Raw genomic sequence first — 19,005 nt, forward strand, 5'->3', positions numbered from 1 at the left:
TTTATCGCCCTAAGTGAAAATCCACACAAGTTGTTCTTGTGTTCGTTGTTATTTAATGTACCAAAGATATCGTCTATCATCTGGTGAGCTTGATATTGTAATACGTTTTGTTTTACGCTGTCAAGCTTTATTTTAATTCTTGCTAAGCTTCGTAACTTGTTTTACTTATTTGTAAACTCTTCGTCGCTCAGTGGTGGCGTATTATACGTGAATCTAAATGGGTGTCAACAGGAAAATATAAATAATTTTAAATTAATTACTAACTTTCTTTTATATTAATGATTTTATTCATATTTTAACTGTTTAAAAAACTCAAATCTTCTTCTGGACGCTTGGTAAACACTTCACAGCCGTTTTCAGTGACCATCAGTGTGTGTTCCCATTGGGCGGACAATTTACGGTCTTTAGTAATTACCGTCCATTTATCGGGTAAGGTTTTGGTTTGCCATACACCTTGGTTAATCATTGGTTCAATGGTAAATGTCATGCCTGTCGTCAGTTGTAAACCGGTATTTTTTTTACCATAGTGCAGAATTTGTGGTTCATCATGGTATACGTCACTAATTCCATGTCCGCAATATTCTCTTACTACGCTAAAACGCTCGGGTTCAGCCACCGCTTGAATCGCTGCGCCAATATCGCCTACATAGGCGCCATTGCGAACAGCTTTCATCCCTGCATATAGTGCGTCTTGGGCAATTTTGCAGATACGCTGCGCCATGATAGATCCTTCACCGATAATCCACATTTTTGAAGTATCACCATGATAGCCATCTTTTATCACTGTGACATCAATATTGACGATATCGCCCTCTTTTAGGATACGGCTGTCATCGGGAATACCATGACAAACAACATGGTTGATTGAGGTACAAAGCGTATGCTGGTAGCCATGATAGCCGACATTGGCAGGAATGGCTTTTTGGATATCGACAATATAGTCGTGGGCAAGCTTGTCTAATGCCCCTGTCGTTACACCTTCTTTGACATATTCATCTAACATCACTAAGACGTCGGCGGCTAACTTACCAGCGACGCGCATTTTTTCAACGGCTTCCGGGTTATTTAATAGTGTTTTCATACAATAATTATCTGATTTTACAAAAATTTAAGAAGACGTATTATAGCGCTTTTCGCCTTTTTCACAAAACTACTATTTGTTTAAACAGTTGTTACTTGAATTTTGGAAGGGTTGTAACTATTGTGATGTTCTACAATGACAACAAAGGCTGGGAACGTCTATGGCTAATTCAATTAATATCGATACACAGAAGTATGTAAGACCGTCTGAAGCTGAAATCAAGGCAAATTTGAATGATGAGCAATATTATGTGACACAGCAAAACGGCACTGAACGCCCTTTTAGTCATGAATATGATCACCAATTTGAACGTGGTATCTATGTGGATATTGTGAGTGGTGAGCCGCTTTTTAGCTCATCGGACAAGTATGACTCAGGTTGTGGTTGGCCCGCCTTTAGCAAACCGATTGATACAGCAGTAATCAATGAATTGTTTGATGACAGTCACGGTATGCGACGTACTGAAGTACGCAGCCGTGTTGCTGATTCGCATTTAGGCCATGTGTTTAATGACGGTCTTCCTGAGCTTGGCGGCATGCGCTATTGCATCAATGGCGCATCGCTACGTTTCATCCCTGTAGATGAGATGGAACAAGAAGGTTATGGTGACTTAATCGGATTGGTTGAATAATTACCATCTGCATTTGCTAAAACATATAGCTTAACCATATAAAAATGTGTTAAAATAGCAGTTTGTCATTTTATCTTGAAATGGCAGATTGCTTTTTTTATTTACTAACATGACACACACATTGCTATTTTCAAGCTAACAAACTTGATAAGAGTTAAGCTGGGTGTTTGCAAATTTGATTAATTAAAATCCTGTAGATTTTGATGCGTGTTTGCAAATCGGCTTAATCGGTAATGTGGAGGCATAACCCAACTTTACTTAAGGAAATCTCATGGCGTCAGCTAATCCTACCCAAGTTTCAATGCGTGATCTTTTAGAAGCCGGTGCACACTTTGGTCACCAAACTCGTTTTTGGAATCCAAAAATGGGCAAATTTATTTTTGGTGCACGTAACAAAATTCACATCATCAACCTTGAGCACACCGTTAAAGCGATGAACGAAGCACTAAACTTCGTAAATCGTGAAGCAGCACGTGGCAACAAAGTACTATTTGTTGGTACTAAACGTGCAGCAAGCAACGTTATCAGCGAACAAGCCGCTCGCGCTGGTATGCCTTATGTTGACCATCGCTGGTTAGGTGGCATGTTAACCAACTGGAAAACCATCCGTCAGTCAATTACTCGTTTGAAAGAATACGAAAAACAAGCTGAAGATGGTACGTTTGCTAAGTTAACCAAACGTGAAGCGTTAGAGCGTACTCGCGAAATGGAAAAACTTGAGCGTGCCTTAGGCGGTATCAAAAACATGAACGGTCTACCTGATGCAATTTTTGTGGTTGACGTTGACCATGAAGCGATTGCAATCAAAGAAGCAAAAAACTTAGGTATCCCTGTTATTGGTATCGTTGATACAAACTCAAACCCAGATGACGTAGATTATGTCATTCCTGCCAATGACGATGCGATTCGTGCGGTAACGCTATACGTATCAGCGGTTGCAGATGCAATTATCGCTGGTAAAGAATACGCTAAAACTCAAGGCGGCAAAGCAGCAAATCAAGAAGAAGCAGTAACTGAAGCACCAGCAGAAGCTGCGGCAGAATAATGGTTACCGTAGTATCATAGCAGCGCATTGCTTAGGTTGTTATGATACTGTCATCAAAATTTTATAAACTAACTTTGATAGGTAAACACAAAATTGGTTTATAAAAATTCGAATTTGTAGCGTAATATTAAAGGGCAAAAATCACCCATTTTTGTCCTTTAATCTTCAAATTTTTAGACAATAAACAACCCAATTCTCATCTATAATGATAATCAATTGAGGTATCTCATGGCAGAAATTAGTGCAAAACTGGTAAAAGAATTACGTGACCGTACAGGTCTTGGTATGATGGAATGTAAAAAAGCCCTGCAAGAAGCAGACGGCGACATCGAAACCGCAATCGATAACCTGCGTAAATCAGGTCAAGCAAAAGCTGCTAAAAAAGCAGGTAACATTGCTGCTGATGGTGCTATCATTATCGCTCAAGAAGGTAACAAAGCCTTACTACTTGAAGTAAACTGTCAAACTGACTTCGTGGCAAAAGATGCTAACTTCACCGCATTTGCAAACAAAGTAGCTGAACTGGCGCTTGCTAACGATACCACTGATGTAGCGGCTATCTCTGCATTGCCGTATGGCGATGGTCAAACGGTTGAAGAAGCCCGTGTTGAGCTCGTACAAAAAATCGGCGAAAATATCCAAGTACGCCGTGCAGAAGTGATTGAAGGTGACAACCTAGCCTCTTACCGTCACGGTATCCGTATTGGTGTAGTGGTTTCTGTTGAAGGTGGCAATGCAGACACCGCAAAACACGTAGCGATGCAAGTTGCAGCATTCAACCCAATCGCCGTTGATGAAGCCAATGTACCTGCTGATATTCTAGCGCGTGAAAAAGACATCATCGAAGCGAAAGCGAAAGAATCTGGCAAACCAGACGCCGTGATTGAAAAAATGATCACAGGTGGTCTACAAAAGTACTTGAACGAAGTGACTTTGTTGAACCAACCTTACGTTATCGACAACGAGAAAAAAGTTGGCGATATATTAAAATCTGAAGGTATGACGGTTAAAGCATTCAAACGCTTAGAAGTGGGTGAAGGCATCGAGAAAAAACAAGAAAACTTCGCTGAAGAAGTGGCAGCGGCACAAGCAGCAGCAGCTAAATAATAAGCGACAACCGCTAGGTTGTAGACTTATTAAAAATACCCCATTCATTTGGGGTGTTTTTTTGTCTAATTTTTTATTTTTTAAATTCAAAAAAGCGAGTTGAAGGCTCGCTTTTTTATGTCAAGCGCTTATTTATATGTATGACGATTATTTGGCTGCGGCTAACGCTTGCTCAAGGTCAGCTTTGATGTCGTCAATATGCTCAATACCAATGGATAAACGAATCATGTCTTCGCTGACACCTGCTTTTTGCAACTCTTCAGCATTTAACTGGCGGTGTGTAGTAGTTGCAGGGTGACAAGCGAGTGACTTGGCATCACCGATATTGACCAAACGGGTAATTAATTGTAGCGCATCAATGAACTTCGCCCCTGCTTCACGACCGCCCTTTAACCCAAAGGTTAGAATCGCTGATGGCTTACCACCAAAGTATGTTTGCGCAAGCTTATGCTCTGGATGGTCGGTTAATCCTGCGTACTTGACCCAAGCCACTTGCGGATGATGGTTTAAAAATTCTGCCACGGCTTGGGCATTTTGGCAATGTCGCTCCATGCGCAAGGCTAACGTCTCTAGCCCAAGCATAATTTGCCAAGCGTTCATTGGGCTTAGTGCCGCACCGGTATTACGTAAGGGCGCAACGCGTGCACGGGCAATAAACGCCGCAGCACCCATGGCTTCGACAAAATTGACACCATGATAGCTGGCATCTGGGGTATTTAAAATCGCGAAACGTTCTTTGTGAGCGCCCCAATCAAATTTACCACTATCGATAATCACCCCACCCACCGACGTGCCCGAACCGCTCACATATTTGGTCAATGAATGAATCACAATATCAGCCCCATGCTCAAATGGACGGCACAATGTTGGCGTGGCGACGGTATTATCAATTACCACAGGTACGCCTTTGCTATGAGCAAATTCGCTAATTTTTGCGATATCCAGCACGTTACCCAATGGATTGCCAATACTTTCGCCAAATACCAATTTAGTACGTTCATCAATCAAATCAACCAAGGTCTCAGGTTGGGTATAATCAAAAAAACGCACTTCGATACCTTGACGTGGCAACGCATGGGCAAATAAGTTGTAAGTACCGCCATATAAAGTTGATACTGAGACGATGTTATCACCTGCCTCACATAGCGTTTGGATGGTATAAGTAATCGCCGCCATCCCGGATGCCACCGTTAATGCGCCGATGCCGCCTTCTAACGCTGCCATACGCGCTTCAAGCACAGCGTTGGTTGGGTTCATGATACGGGTGTAGATATTGCCGGCAACTTTCAGATCAAAAAGGTCAGCACCGTGTTGGGTGTTATCAAAGGCATACGAACTGGTGTGGTAGATAGGGACAGCGACAGCTTTGGTGGTTGGTTCTGGTTCGTACCCTGCATGAATAGCGAGCGTTTCTGGGCGATGCGGTGGGCTCATATATATTCCTTTAATTTAGTTTAATTAGCAAAAAAATCTCTTTTGCATTGTAGCGATTTGCTAATCAATTTTGCAAATTCACAATAGAGCATTATTGGAACATTAATGGCATGTTTTGGAATATAGATTTATAGTGACTTGGCCTCTAAAAGTGCGCCATATATCCATTGATAACCACCAATGATAGACAAACAAACACAGCACCACTAAGCTTTGCGAATAGGCTTTATAAAAGAACCCGCTACCTTTTGGTAACCACCATGGAATGAAACAAGCCATCATTATTACGGGCTTTCACGTAATTACTCTAGACGAAGATAAATTAGAAAAAATAAATTAGCGATAATGAACTAGAAAAGATAAATCATGGAGAACGCCCCACCGTTAAATACCTAATCTAACAAAAGTGTTGAAGCTGGTCACACCAGAATAAACCCTAGAGAGCAATTCAGACGAAAATACCCTTAAAATAGTATCAAATACGCGTAAACTAGCCTGCCAATTTAGTGAAAACAAGCGTAAAAGTATCTTTAGCTTGTAAAAAAACCCATAATGACCGTTGTCAGTATGGGTTTAACCAATGATATTAAAGCAGGGGTATTAAAGCCATTGTATCGAAGCCCTATGATTAAAGCGTTAACTCGTGTCTAAATTAGCTTATAGCTGTAACTCACTGATATCTGCAACCGTTAAAAACAACCCACGCACTTTTTTTAGCAGCGCCAACCGATTGGCTTTAAGATTAGCATCTTCACTATTCACCATCACCTGCTCAAAGAAGTCATCCAATGGCTGCTGCAGCGTGGCTAGCGATTGTAAAATCTGGGTGTAGTTGGCGTTGTCAGTATGTTGGTGGGGCTCAATACTTTGCGCTGCAGTTTGCACCGCTTGATACAATGCTTTTTCGGCAGGTTCTTGTAAATAAGCCGTTTGTATTTGGCTTGCAATCTCACCCTCAGCCTTGGCTAAAATATTGGCAACGCGTTTATTGGCCTCGGCAAGTTGTTTGGCGGGTGGCAAATCACGGAAAGCTTGGACGGCTTTGATACGATGGTCAAAATCCATTGGCACTTGCGGTTGTAGCGCCTGTACCGCCATAATTGTATCCACGCTCACGCCTTGGTCTTCATACATGGCACGGTAGCGTGAATTGATAAACTCCATCACTTGTTTAAAAGTTTTTGGTAAGTCGTCAATTTTGCCTACATAACCCAATAAAGCTTGCTCAAGCAATACTACCAAATTTAATGGCAGTTGCTTCTCAATCAAAATACGCAGTACCCCAATCGCCGCACGGCGCAGACTAAACGGGTCTTTTGAACCGGTTGGCGCTTGGTCAATGCCAAAAATACCGACCAGCGTATCCAAACGGTCTGCTAATGCCAGCGCCGTTCCAATGTTGGTCGCGGGTAGTTTATCGCCGCTAAATTTTGGTAGATATTGCTCTTCGATTGCCGCCGCCACTGCTTCTGGCTCTTGGTTTAAACGCGCATAGTAAGTCCCTGCCACGCCTTGTAATTCTGGAAACTCACCCACCAAGGTACTGGCAAGGTCTGCTTTTGACAGCAAGCCTGCTCGTGCCGTTTGCTCAACGTCTTCGCCAATTTGGGTAGCAATAAAAGCAGCTAACTTGGCAATACGCTCAGATTTTTCCCAAATTGTCCCTAACTTATCTTGGAATACGCGGGTTTTGAGATTTTCAGTCAGTGCAAATAATGGCTGTTTTTGGTCTTGTAAAAAGAAAAACTCGGCATCGGCAAGGCGTGGACGTACCACTTTTTCGTTACCAGCAATCACTTGCGCTTTATCTTTACTGTCAATGTTACTGATAAAGATAAAATAAGGCTGTAATTTACCTTGGCTGTCAGTCAAACAAAAATATTTTTGATCCGCCTGCATGGTGCTAATCAAGGCCTCTTGCGGCACTTGTAAAAATCGTGGCTCAAAGCTTGCGCGTAGCGCTACTGGGTAGTCGACCAGCGCAGTGACTTCATCAAGCAAATCTTGCGGTACGATAGCGGTCGCCCCTACTTCATCGGCAAGCTGTTGGACTTGCGCTTTAATCTGTTGTTGGCGTTTGTCAAAATCAGCGATAACGTGCGCCTCGGCAAGGTTTTGCTCATAGCTGTCCGCCGTGTCAATTCTAACCTTATCAGGATGATGGAAACGATGTCCGAGACTATAACGACCCAGTTCAACGCCCTGCGACCCTGTCTCACCTGACATTAACCCTTGAATCGTTGCTGGCAGCACTTGGTCGTCTTTGAGTAGCACCAACCATTTGACAGGGCGAACAAACTCGGAACGCTCTGCGCCACTACGCATGCGTTTGGCAATCGGCAACTCATCTAAGGCTTTTTGAAAAATACTCGGTAGTAAATCAGCCACAGGCTGACCGATGATATTCATTTCATAGCCGATATAATCGCCTTTATCACCCTTGATGGTAATCAAATCCTTGACGTCAATACCCAAGCCTTGGGCAAACCCTTGTGCCGCTTTGGTTGGATTACCGTCCTTATCATAGGCAGCTTTGACTGCAGGACCGCGTTTTTGTTCGATTTTATCGGGCTGTTTTTCACTAATTCCTTGAATCTGTAAGGCAAGGCGACGCGGGGCGGCAAAGCTTTTAATGGTATCAAAGCGAATATTGGCATCTGTTAGCGATTGGGTGACATGGTCGTTAAGTGCATCGCGCAATGTTTTTAGATTTTTTGGGGGCAATTCTTCGGTGCCAAGTTCAAATAAAATAGTAGACATGCTAAAGCCTTGTTGATTCAAATAGGGTAAATATAGGCGATTATAGCAGAAATTTAAGCCATAAAAATGCCCCATCATTGGGGCAAATCAAGAAAACCGTCAGCGCAAAACGAAAATTAAACTTATCGGCTGGCACTTGCCGAAGTCGTTGCAGCGGTTGTAGCGACTGGCGTATTGACCGCCGCTTTTGGTTTGGCTTTGGCAGGATTGACGACAAAGTTAATGCCTAACAACAACAGCGTCACCCCTAAAATCGGGCGCAATTTTTTCTCAGGTAATTTACTGCTCAATAATGTGCCTACAATAATGGCAGGAATCGCGCCAATGAGCAAAAAGGTCAGCATGTGAAAATCCACACTGCCTGACAGCAAATGTCCGAGACCTGCGACCAAGGTTAATAGCACCGCATGTACCACATCTGAGCCGATGATACGAATGAGGGGCAATTGGGGAAAAATCAGCACCAGCGCCATGACACCAAATGCCCCTGCCCCAACCGACGATAAGGTCACTACTACCCCGAGCAATATGCCCATCAGCACTAATTTATATTTAGGGATTTGGGAGGTGAGGCTGTCAGTTTGGTCATTTTTGCGGTATTTATCAAAAAACGCCTCAATACGGTTGCGAAAAATCAGCGAAATCCCGGTAATGGTCAACATCACGCCCAATATCAAGGTCATGATGAGTTTAATGGCGTTGATATTACCCAAGTAAGTAGCGACGAGATAATTGGTGACAATGGAGGCTGGAATACTACCAATCGCTAGCCATAGCACGATTGGCCAAACGACATTTGATTTTTTAAAATGTACCACACCACCAAAAAACTTGGAAATAGCGGCGTATAGCAAATCGGTGCCAACAGCAATATGCGGCTCTACTTTTAGCAGTAAAATCAGAATCGGCGTCATCAGTGACCCACCGCCCACGCCCGTCACACCCACGCAAAATCCGACAAAAATACCCGCTAAAATAAAATAAAGTTCCACTCACCGCCCCTTGTTACCTGGCTTATTTGCTGCGGCTATTGTAGTAGAATAGCGCGTCGTTGCCCTGTGGCGATTTTTGATATAAATATGCGAGATTAGAATATTCTGATAATTTGATATTTTTTATTAGCGTTGATAACAAAATAAGCAATAAAATAAGGCAAGAAAAAAGGCAATAGAAACTATCTATTGCCCTTTTTAATTTGACCGTTCAAAGAAAATTTTTTCGTCGATTTGACAGAAGCTATTGTTATTTATCCGCTTCTTTCATCTGTTATTTTGAAATAGCTTCTTTTGGTAGATATTTTTCTAACGCATCTGCTTTATGTGCATCATCCGCCAATGGGAAGCCCAATTTGGCGCGCGTTTCTACATAGCTTTGTGCGACCTTACGTGCCAAGGTGCGCACACGCAAAATAAAGCGCTGACGCTCAGTGACTGAAATCGCCCCACGCGCATCCAACAAGTTAAAGGTATGTGACGCTTTGAGCACCATTTCATACGCAGGCAGCGGCAGATTAAGACCGACCAACTTATCGGCTTGGCTTTCATAAAAATCAAATAATTCAAACATTTTTGCCACATCGGCATGTTCAAAGTTGTAGGTCGATTGCTCTACTTCGTTTTGGTGGAATACATCGCCATAGGTGACACGACCAAATTCGCCATCCGTCCATACCAAGTCATACACACTGTCCACGCCTTGGATATACATGGCAAGGCGCTCAAGACCGTACGTGATTTCTCCTGTCACAGGAAAACATTCAATACCACCGACTTGCTGAAAGTAAGTAAACTGGGTAACTTCCATGCCATTGAGCCAAACTTCCCAACCAAGCCCCCATGCACCAAGCGTTGGTGATTCCCAGTTGTCTTCTACAAAACGGACATCATGCGTTAAGGTATCAATGCCAATCGCTTTGAGTGACCCCAAGTACAATTCTTGAATATCAGGTGGATTGGGCTTGAGTACCACTTGGAACTGATAATAATGTTGTAACCGGTTTGGGTTGTCGCCATAGCGACCATCCGTTGGACGGCGTGATGGCTGCACATAAGCGGCATGCCAACGCTCTGGACCTAATGCTCGTAAGAAAGTGGCGGTATGAAACGTGCCTGCACCCATTTCCATATCGTAAGGCTGTAACACCACACAGCCTTTTTCTGCCCAATAATTTTGCAAAGTTAAAATCAATTGTTGAAACGTCATCATACGAGAATTACCACTATATAGTCGGTGATTAGGCAAACCGTGTTTATCAAAATAGTTGTCCAGTTAATTTTGATAAAGCGTCAGTTTTTTTAATTAGTCACATTAAAAATTTAAATTTTTTTGCGTCGCAAATAGCACTTAAAATAGGCGGTACAATTGCCGAACGATATTTTTACTTAAAACGCCCAAAATAGCAAACTTATCCAATTTTTTAGCTATATATAACCATGGTTATTGAGCAAATTAAGCGGTGGGCAAAACTACAAAGCATTAAAACAATATACATTTCGCGACAAATCAGTTACCGCATTTTAGCACTTTTTTACTAGATTTACGAAAATTCCTGTTAACCTTGAACAAGTGATTTCGACGATTGATTGTTAGCTTTTTTTATGCGCTTTTAGCTTTTTTAATCGTTTTTTTTAAGATAAATCAGCCAAATTTGATACGTCATCCATTGTCGTTTTAGTTGGGTTTTGACTTTTAATTTTCATCTTTTACCGCCATAATAACCTATACAAGCTTTTACTTAACTTATCTTAAGTAATTGTTTTCAATAACTTTTCATGAGGTCAACCATGCTTATTTCGGCAAGTCTATTATTAGCTGCTACGTCGTTAACTTCTAACTGGTTGTTTTTAATCGTTCTAGTGACTGTCGGTATGCTAGCGATTGCTTTTACCCCTTATCGTTTTGTATTGGGCTATTTTATATTGGGTATGGTGTACTGGATTTCGGTGGAAGGGCTACATTGGGCAGTCGTTACGCTGTCATCGTTGACTGGCACAGATGCGTATGTGGCGGCAATTGGCTTATCGATGATTCCAATTGTGATAGCGTTAAATGGAAAACCTAAGTTTAACAAAGCCGCAAGTCAAGCTACTACCAACCAAACCATGTTAAAAAGTAGTATTCAAATGAGCGCCGGTCATCGTCCTGTGGTATTAGAAAAAGATACTGATTTTCATCAAAACTTTGTTCGTCATGCTTCTGTGTTTGACTCAAAACACTAATAAAAATCCTATCCCCTTATTGCTAATTAGTAGCAAGTTATTTAACCCATCATGTTGATGGGTTTTTTATGCGCTTTAGCTTGATAAAAGGTAAAAGATTCGCTGTCTTACGCTGCTCAAATACACAAATCAAACGCTTTGATTACAAAAAATGATACTGGTATGTTAAACATTACTGTAACTTGGCATCGATGACCTTATAATATATTGTATAACAAAGCTATTAAATCCTTTGTAGTAGCGAATTATAATCTCTTTGAAGTGAATGACTTAATTATTATCATTTATTAAAAGACCTTGAGCATTGCAATATCTATAAAATCTATAATTTTGGAGGACACGTATGTTATCTCAATTAACCCAAATCAAATCAGATCCCCTTGACGTATTATTGTTTGCCGTTGGCTTGCGTCTAACCCAACTTGCCAAAATGGGCGATGACAAATTTAAAGGCTTATTAGAAAACCGTAATTTTACCATTCAACTCGGCAGCGACGCGGAACAAACGTCACGCTATTATGAGATTAATAACGGTACTTTTAGCCAACATGCAGGTCCAGCCAAAGAGCCAACATTGACGATTACCTTTAAAGACTCAATGACGGGTGTGAAATTGCTCACTAAAGGTGAGGCGACGGCATTTATGACGGGCATCCAAAATGGTGACTTAAAAATGTCCGGTGATTATTCACTGCTAATGTGGTTTAACCAAATCGCAAAATTTATTGTGCCAAAAGTACCTGAGCCACTTAAACCTGTGGTTGAACAAGCAAAACCCTTGATTGAAAAAGCCACACCTTTTGCTAAAGAACTTTGCAGCAAAGCCCTAGCAATGATTGGGGGCGCGAGCGCGGGTAAAGCATCTGGTAGCAGCAAATACTTTAATGAAGCCAACACCAAAGATGTCAATGCTGACAGTGATTCTGAAGCTACGAGCAAATTAGACACCCTTAAGGCGAAAGCGGCTGAAATTAAAGATGATGCGGTGGAAAAATTTGATGAGCTAAAAACCGAAGCCAAAGAAAAAATCGATGCCCTCAAAGAAGATGCGAGCGGAAAATTAGCGGATATTAAAGACACCGCTAACGAAAAACTTGGCGAAACCAAAGAAAAGTTGGATGAGGTTAAAGCGCAAGCGGCTGATAAAATTGACGATGCTAAAGAAACTGCCACTGAAAAGCTTGATGAAGCAAAAGCAGCCAAAGATGATAAACTTGCGGATGCTAAAACCAAGCTTGAAGACGTCAAAGACCAAGCAGCTGAAAAATTAGCTGATGTTAAAAGCTTGGCAGGTGAAAAACTAGATGATGCTAAATCAAAGGTTGAAGAATTAAAAACCCAAGCCGATGACAAACTAGATGCGCTAAACGATGAAGCCAAAGAAAAAGTCAGCGAGGCAAAAGATAAAGTCGAACAAGCTAAGCAAACGCTGACCGACGAAACAGCCAGTGATTCTGATGCATCCGATAATAAAGCCATCGAAGAGAAGTATGAAGCGGCTAAAGATACTACTAACGCTCAAGATAGTACGGCTAAAGATATTACAGCAGATAATGATAGTATCCGTCCTGACAACGTGTTTGCCAAATCAGCGGATAATGACAACTTAACGCCTGCGCTGCGTAAATCTGCTGAGATTGAGGCAAAGCATGCGTCTGATGAGGTCATTGCCGACAATGTCAAAACTAGCGCAGTCAGTGATGATAAATCACCTATCACCAATATTTCCATTACTCGTGGTGATAGCTCTCAAGACAAATAAGCCATTGTCATTAAATGATAAAAAACAATCACTTTAGGTGGTTGTTTTTTTTTGGTATGATGAGACACCTTTTATTATTTTAAGCTTTGTTTTAATTAGGATTATAGCTGTCATGGCAGACTTATTAGCAATTCAACAATCACAACAACCGATTGGCACCACACTGACCCCCCAAAGCCGCCCAACTCGCGAGCAAATCCAAGCTTGGTTTGAACTACCTTTGATGGATTTACTGTTGCTCGCGCAAAACAAACTTCGCGAACACTTTCCACCCAATGCGGTACAAGTCAGTACCCTGCTATCAATAAAAACAGGCAATTGTCCTGAAGATTGCGGCTATTGCTCACAGTCAGGACACCATAGCACCGACTTACAACCTGAAAAGAAAATCGAAGTACAAAAAGCGATTATCGAGGCCAAAAAAGCCAAAGCCGCTGGCTCTAGCCGTTTTTGTATGGGTGCAGCATGGAAGCACCCAAACGATAAAGATATGCCCTATGTGGTTGAGCTGATTAAAGAAGTCAAAGCATTAGGCTTAGAAACCTGCATGACGCTTGGCATGTTATCCGGTAACCAAGCGCAAGTACTTGCTGAAGCGGGATTAGATTACTATAACCATAACCTTGATACCTCACGCGAGTACTACAACCATATCGTCTCCACCCGTAGTTATGATGACCGTCTAACTACCCTTGACCATGTGCGTCAAGCAGGCATTAATATTTGCTCAGGTGGTATCATTGGTATGGGTGAAAGTCGTGATGACCGCATCAATCTACTCACAGAACTGGCTAATCTGCCAAAACCCCCTGAATCAGTCCCAATCAATATGCTGGTACCCATTGAAGGCACGCCGATTGCAGATCAGCTGCAAGGCACGCGCTTGCCTGTGCTTGAGTGGATTCGCACCATTGCTGTCACGCGCCTTGCTTGCCCAACTAGCTATGTGCGTATTGCCGCAGGTCGTGAAGGCTTAACCGATGCCGAGCAAGCCATGTTGTTTATGGCAGGTGCCAATTCTTTCTTTTATGGGAATCGTTTATTGACCACCGATAATGCTACCACCAACCATGATGATCAATTGATTGCCGATTTAGGGTTGACGGTTGAAAAAGCCGAGCCTAGACAAATCCCGGTGACCAATGCGATGAATGGTCGCATCGGGAGTTTGGCTGTCGTTTGATATGCCAAGAAACCGCCGAAGTGGCGGTTTTTTCTTAGATGCTTTAACGATGCCTTAACAGAGTTGAAAAGTATGTTAGCCAATTTTGCCCTTCAATCAGCCCTTGATGAACAGCGCCAAAAAGACTTGTATCGTCAACTGACACCCATTAGCCATGGCGTGACGCCCACCATTGACATAGATGGCAAAACCTACGTCAACTTTGCCAGCAACGATTATTTGGGACTTGCCACCGACCCACAACTCATACAAGCGTTTAGCCAAGCTGCAAAAACTATCCAGCAAGTCGGTAGTGGCGCGTCGCACTTGATTACGGGGCATACGCTTTGGCATGAACAGTTGGATACCACCCTTGCCCAAGTGACAGGCTATGAACGGGCATTAACTTTTAGCACAGGGTATATGGCGAATGTCGGTGTGATTCAAGCGTTGTGTGGTAAAGACAGCGTGATTTTCAGTGATAAGCTCAATCATGCCTCCATTGTCGATGGAGCAATCCTTAGCCGTGCCAAAGTCATGCGTTTTGGGCATCGCAATTATAGCCAATTAGAGCAGCTGCTTTCGCAAAGTAGCGCTAAGCAAAAACTGATTGTCACCGATCATATTTTTAGTATGGATGGTACTATTGCCGATTTGGATGCGCTGCATGCGTTAGCGGTTCGCTATGAATGCGCCTTGATGGTCGATGATGCCCACGGTTTTGGTTTGCCCTATCAGGCTTATAAAAAAGCCCAACCGCAAGCGGATATCTATATCGGTACCTTTGGTAAAGCGATAGGTACCAGTGGCGCATTTGTCGCAGGTTCGAGTGAGTTGATTGACTATGTGGTCAATTTTGCCCGTTCATTTATTTATACTACGGCGATGCCCCCTGTGCTTGCCAGCGTGACTGAAACTAGCATTGCCATGTCGCACACCGATACTTTGCGCAGCGATCAATTACTTGCCAATATCAAACAGCTCAGTCAAGGGCTAGTGCAGCAAAATTGGCAAGTAGGTATTGATAATCAAATACCGACCACCGCCATTATTCCTGTGGTCATTGGCAATAATGACAGAACCCTGCAGCTTGCCAATGCGTTAAAATCTCGCGGTTTTTGGGTCTCGGCAATCCGCCCACCTACAGTGCCGGTAGGCACAGCACGGCTACGCTTTTGCGTAAGCGCTCGTCATAGTGAACAACAAATCTCGGATTTACTTGCTGTCATGCAGACTTTAAAATAACAGCTATTTGCAGACTTTTTTAGGGCAAGTTTATTTAGAATAAGCTGATTTAGGGTAAGCTTGTTTAGTTGCATCATCATCGGGGTAAGCAATGACAGAATATTTTTTATGGTTTAAAGCTTGGCATGTGATTTCATTGGTGTGTTGGTTTGCCGCGATTTTTTATCTACCACGCTTGTTTGTGTATCATGCCATGAGTACCGATAAAATCAGTCAAGATCGATTTGCGTTGATGGAGCGTAAACTGTATCGCGGCATCATGACACCTGCGATGATTGCCACTTGGATTTTTGGCTTGTGTATGCTGCTACCTAATTGGGACAGTTATAAAACCCAAGTTTGGCTACATATCAAGCTAGCCTACGTCATTGCGTTGACGGTATATCATGTAGCTTGTGGTCGATTTCGCTTAAAACTCATTGATAACCCTAACTATAAAACCCATGTTTTTTGGCGGTGGTTTAATGAGGTGCCTGTGTTTATTTTGGTCGCCGTGGTGATTTTGGTGATTGTTAAACCGCAATTTGGCGCGTAATCATTTTGGCACTTCAGGGCTTCAATCATAGCGCAAGGGTTCAATCATAGAAGGTTGCCATGATTGCCTGCGCTATTTTCGGTGAGTGCAAGGTGTAAATACGGGTCAAGGTCAGCTTGTTTGAGCAGCCAATCGACATAATCAGCCGGCAAGTCTTTAATGGCAACCCCTTTATGTTTGCCAAAGCGCATTACCGTGGGTTTTCGGGCATGTTCACTGGCTTGATACAGCTGTGCCATATCGGTGATGCGATGCTGATAGCAGATAGCTTTTAATACCAAAAAAGTAAACCAAATATCGTATTTGGCACCATGCGCGAATTTGATATTTTTTTTGGCAACCTGCGGCTCAAAAAAACACAGTAGCGCCCCCAAACTATGGCTATCTAACTGCGGGAAAAAATGCCGTGCCAGTGCCAAAGTGCAAATACGCTTAATGTTTGATAAATCACAGTTGGCATTGGTGAGCACGTCAGCATCAAAGTCGATATTGTGCCCAATGAGATACTCGCAGTCTTTTGGTAACTGAAAATCAGTATGCGGCGGCTTGTCTGCCACATCGTCGTCAAAAATGCCTGTGATGGCTTGGCTGCCCAAAGTAATTTTTTTGTGTGGGTTAAAGCGCTGCTCAAAGGCGTTGTGGGTCTGTAGTATCAGCTCGCCTGCCGGACTAAACACCACGCCAATGTAGGCAATTTCGGTCGCATGGGGCTCAACCAATCCATGCGCTTCTGTATCTAAAATATAACTACTCATAACCTTAAAACTTACTAAATCGCTCAATTCACCAGTTGTAGAGAATCATCATACACGATTTGGCGATAGCTTCGTTAGGTTTTCAGTATCTTGGGTGCACCAACCGCTGGGTAAAATTTTTGCTTGGTATTTGCCACTTCGCTAACCCTATTAAATTAGTCAACTTAACCAACAAGGGTATGGGTCTCAGGATAACGAATACGGGTCGGTTTAGGGGTGGCGATAAAATACGCCAAAGTTAACGGTCCAAGACGCCCCATATACATCATAAACATAATCACCCATTGCCCAGGCTCACTCAATGTCGGGGTGAAATTTCGCGATAACCCGACGGTTGACGATGCCGATATCACTTCAAATAAAATATCAGTCAAATGCCCTTCTGGCTCAAATATCGTTAAAATAAACGCCGCTAAAGCAATCATCAAAATCGAGGTGCTCATCACCGCAAACGATTTTTTTACCAAGTGATCAGAGATAGCACGATGAAAAATCGTCACTTGCGGGTGCTGACGCAAATATGCCCTAGTCGATGCTAGGATAACCACAAACGTGCCGATTTTGATACCGCCACCTGTGGACATTGAGCCTGCGCCAATAAACATCAATATAAAAGTCAATAACGTACTGGCATCTGTCACTTGGCTATAATCAATATTATTAAAGCCTGCAGTACGTGACGTCACCGCCATAAACCAAGACGCAAACCACTGCCCAGCTTCGCTCAATCCGCCAATCGTTTTGGCGTTATGACGCTCAAGTAACCAATACAGTATACAACCAATGATATTGAGCGCTAACGTGCCCAAAACCATGACTTTGGTGTGCAGGGTAAATTTTTGCCAGCGCTTGTGTTTGATGATATCTAAAATCACCAAAAACCCGATACCGCCCGTGATAATAAGCAAGCTTATGATAAAACTAATCATCGGCTGGTGCACATAGGCAGTCATATTGTTGCCATTTAGCGCAAAACCTGCATTGTTAAATGCTGAGATACATAGAAAAAACGCTTCATACATCGCATTTTTTAGCCCTTTTAGCGGTGCTAAAAATAGCGTTAACCCTAAAAAACCCAAGCTCTCGGTGATAAAGGCAATTTTGATTACCGCTTTGGCGGTACTGCCAATTTGGTTGCTATGAGTACCCAACGCTTCTTGCGCCGTGATTGAGCCAGATAACCCCATTTTACCTTGCAGACTGGTCAATACCAAAATTGCAAAGGTCATAAAGCCTAGACCGCCAAATTGAATCAGCGCGGCAATCACCAGTTGTCCAAACGTGGTATAGTTGGCGGTATCTACGACATTTAGCCCCGTAACGGTCACCGCAGAGGTCGCAGTAAAGGCTGCCGCTAGGATACTAATCGGTTGAATCGTTGCGATTGGCAATGACAGCAAAACCGTCCCCATCACGATTAACGCTAAAAACCCCAAGGACAAAATCGCAGGCGAGGACAAATACAGTCCCTGTTTAGTAGGCGGTTCTAGGTCGTGAGTACTGGATTTTGATTTATCAACAATTTTTGGTTTGTCGCCTTTTTTGACTTCACGAAACGGCATATCTACAATTACCTTTTTTACGTGAGTAGCGGGCTAAATAGCCGTTTGGCGAATGGCTTTGGCAAGGCGACGCAGCGCTTGGGTATCACCACCCACCACCAATTTATCCCCACCTTGAAAGAAAAAGCCATCGGGTAATTGGTTAAAGATTTGCTGGTTGCGTTTTAGCATGATAAAAGTAATATCAGGATGGCTGTGTTGGACATCCGACCACGGGTGCCCTCGCCACTGCTCAGGCGGGTCTAGACGAACCAAAAACTGCTCGTCACCCAACGCCATGTATTGTTTGACCATCGGATAGTTCATTTTTTGGGCAATACGAATCCCCATGTCTTGTTCGGGATGAACTATATTATTCACCCCTAAGCTTTGTAGGATTTGGTGATGGGAGTCGGTTTTGGCTTTCACCCATAGGTTTTGTACGTTCAGGCTTAGTAGGTTGAGTGTACATAGCAAGCTGGCTTCAAGGTTATCACCAATGCTCACGAGTACCCCGTCGAAACTTGCAAGGTCAAGCTCTTCTATGGTGTCTTTGTCGGTGGCGTCAGCAATCACGGCACGGGTGACATATTCACTGATGTCATCGACCAGTTTTTCATCAATATCAATCGCTAGGACTTGGTTGCCCAATTTTTCAAGCTCTTTAGCGCAGGTAATACCAAAAACACCCAGTCCGATAATGGCAAATTGCATTTTGATTTTTCCTTT

16 protein-coding genes are annotated in these 19,005 nt (G+C 42.9%); 8 read left to right on the forward strand and 8 right to left on the reverse strand.

Annotation, left to right across the window (positions count from 1 at the left end):
- Window positions 1-295: 295 nt before the first annotated feature.
- Entirely contained in the window at window positions 296-1,081 is a 786-nt protein-coding gene (gene map, locus RTN07_RS04705; RefSeq protein WP_312176214.1) for a type I methionyl aminopeptidase, read from the reverse strand.
- A gap of 160 nt (window positions 1,082-1,241) precedes the next feature.
- Here map and msrB point away from each other — a divergent pair, with 160 nt between their 5' ends.
- The 3 genes from msrB to tsf all read left to right on the forward strand — a co-directional run bounded on the left by msrB (window position 1,242) and on the right by tsf (window position 3,864).
- The gene (msrB, locus tag RTN07_RS04710; protein ID WP_096489404.1) at window positions 1,242-1,712 is read left to right on the forward strand and encodes a peptide-methionine (R)-S-oxide reductase MsrB; all 471 of its coding nucleotides are present in this window, start codon (window positions 1,242-1,244) and stop codon (window positions 1,710-1,712) included.
- 271 nt (window positions 1,713-1,983) lie between these two features.
- Window positions 1,984-2,757 (forward strand): 30S ribosomal protein S2, encoded by a 774-nt coding sequence (gene rpsB / locus RTN07_RS04715; protein WP_050324911.1) that lies wholly within the window; start codon window positions 1,984-1,986, stop codon window positions 2,755-2,757.
- A gap of 228 nt (window positions 2,758-2,985) precedes the next feature.
- A complete protein-coding gene (gene tsf, locus RTN07_RS04720; protein WP_096489405.1) occupies window positions 2,986-3,864 on the forward strand; it encodes a translation elongation factor Ts in 879 nt (292 codons plus the stop codon).
- A 147-nt stretch (window positions 3,865-4,011) separates the two neighbouring features.
- Here tsf and RTN07_RS04725 read toward each other — a convergent pair whose 3' ends face one another.
- From RTN07_RS04725 to glyQ, 4 genes are all read right to left on the reverse strand, one after another.
- Window positions 4,012-5,298, reverse strand: coding sequence for an O-acetylhomoserine aminocarboxypropyltransferase/cysteine synthase family protein (locus RTN07_RS04725; RefSeq protein WP_188875263.1), 1,287 nt, complete (start codon window positions 5,296-5,298; stop codon window positions 4,012-4,014).
- Window positions 5,299-5,955: 657 nt separating this feature from the next.
- The gene (gene glyS / locus RTN07_RS04730) at window positions 5,956-8,058 is read right to left on the reverse strand and encodes a glycine--tRNA ligase subunit beta (RefSeq protein ID WP_312176218.1); all 2,103 of its coding nucleotides are present in this window, start codon (window positions 8,056-8,058) and stop codon (window positions 5,956-5,958) included.
- A 122-nt stretch (window positions 8,059-8,180) separates the two neighbouring features.
- The gene (locus RTN07_RS04735) at window positions 8,181-9,050 is read right to left on the reverse strand and encodes a sulfite exporter TauE/SafE family protein (RefSeq protein WP_312176219.1); all 870 of its coding nucleotides are present in this window, start codon (window positions 9,048-9,050) and stop codon (window positions 8,181-8,183) included.
- 274 nt (window positions 9,051-9,324) lie between these two features.
- Entirely contained in the window at window positions 9,325-10,260 is a 936-nt protein-coding gene (gene glyQ, locus RTN07_RS04740) for a glycine--tRNA ligase subunit alpha (RefSeq protein WP_065253959.1), read from the reverse strand.
- Window positions 10,261-10,829: 569 nt separating this feature from the next.
- Between glyQ and aciT the strand changes: the two genes are divergently transcribed.
- From aciT to hemJ, 5 genes are all read left to right on the forward strand, one after another.
- Entirely contained in the window at window positions 10,830-11,276 is a 447-nt protein-coding gene (gene aciT, locus RTN07_RS04745; protein WP_157819387.1) for an AciT family ciprofloxacin tolerance protein, read from the forward strand.
- 343 nt (window positions 11,277-11,619) lie between these two features.
- Window positions 11,620-13,038 carry a hypothetical protein gene (locus RTN07_RS04750; protein ID WP_178086209.1) on the forward strand — a complete coding sequence of 473 codons (1,419 nt, stop codon included), beginning with the start codon at window positions 11,620-11,622 and terminating at the stop codon, window positions 13,036-13,038.
- 112 nt (window positions 13,039-13,150) lie between these two features.
- Window positions 13,151-14,221 carry a biotin synthase BioB gene (bioB, locus tag RTN07_RS04755; protein ID WP_312176222.1) on the forward strand — a complete coding sequence of 357 codons (1,071 nt, stop codon included), beginning with the start codon at window positions 13,151-13,153 and terminating at the stop codon, window positions 14,219-14,221.
- Window positions 14,222-14,293: 72 nt separating this feature from the next.
- Window positions 14,294-15,445 (forward strand): aminotransferase class I/II-fold pyridoxal phosphate-dependent enzyme, encoded by a 1,152-nt coding sequence (locus RTN07_RS04760; RefSeq protein WP_312176225.1) that lies wholly within the window; start codon window positions 14,294-14,296, stop codon window positions 15,443-15,445.
- Between the two features lie 91 nt (window positions 15,446-15,536).
- Window positions 15,537-15,980, forward strand: coding sequence for a protoporphyrinogen oxidase HemJ (hemJ, locus tag RTN07_RS04765; RefSeq protein WP_219331982.1), 444 nt, complete (start codon window positions 15,537-15,539; stop codon window positions 15,978-15,980).
- Between the two features lie 44 nt (window positions 15,981-16,024).
- Here hemJ and RTN07_RS04770 read toward each other — a convergent pair whose 3' ends face one another.
- From RTN07_RS04770 to RTN07_RS04780, 3 genes are all read right to left on the reverse strand, one after another.
- Window positions 16,025-16,735 (reverse strand): exonuclease domain-containing protein, encoded by a 711-nt coding sequence (locus RTN07_RS04770; RefSeq protein WP_312176228.1) that lies wholly within the window; start codon window positions 16,733-16,735, stop codon window positions 16,025-16,027.
- Window positions 16,736-16,899: 164 nt separating this feature from the next.
- Window positions 16,900-18,297, reverse strand: a complete 1,398-nt coding sequence (locus tag RTN07_RS04775; protein ID WP_312176230.1) for a TrkH family potassium uptake protein — start codon at window positions 18,295-18,297, stop codon at window positions 16,900-16,902.
- Between the two features lie 33 nt (window positions 18,298-18,330).
- Window positions 18,331-18,990: a potassium channel family protein gene (locus RTN07_RS04780; protein ID WP_050324901.1), complete on the reverse strand. Its 660-nt coding sequence runs from the start codon at window positions 18,988-18,990 to the stop codon at window positions 18,331-18,333.
- Window positions 18,991-19,005 lie beyond the last annotated feature (15 nt).

The organism is Moraxella sp. CTOTU46934, assembly GCF_031979465.1.
Lineage (GTDB): Bacteria > Pseudomonadota > Gammaproteobacteria > Pseudomonadales > Moraxellaceae > Faucicola > Faucicola tetraodonis.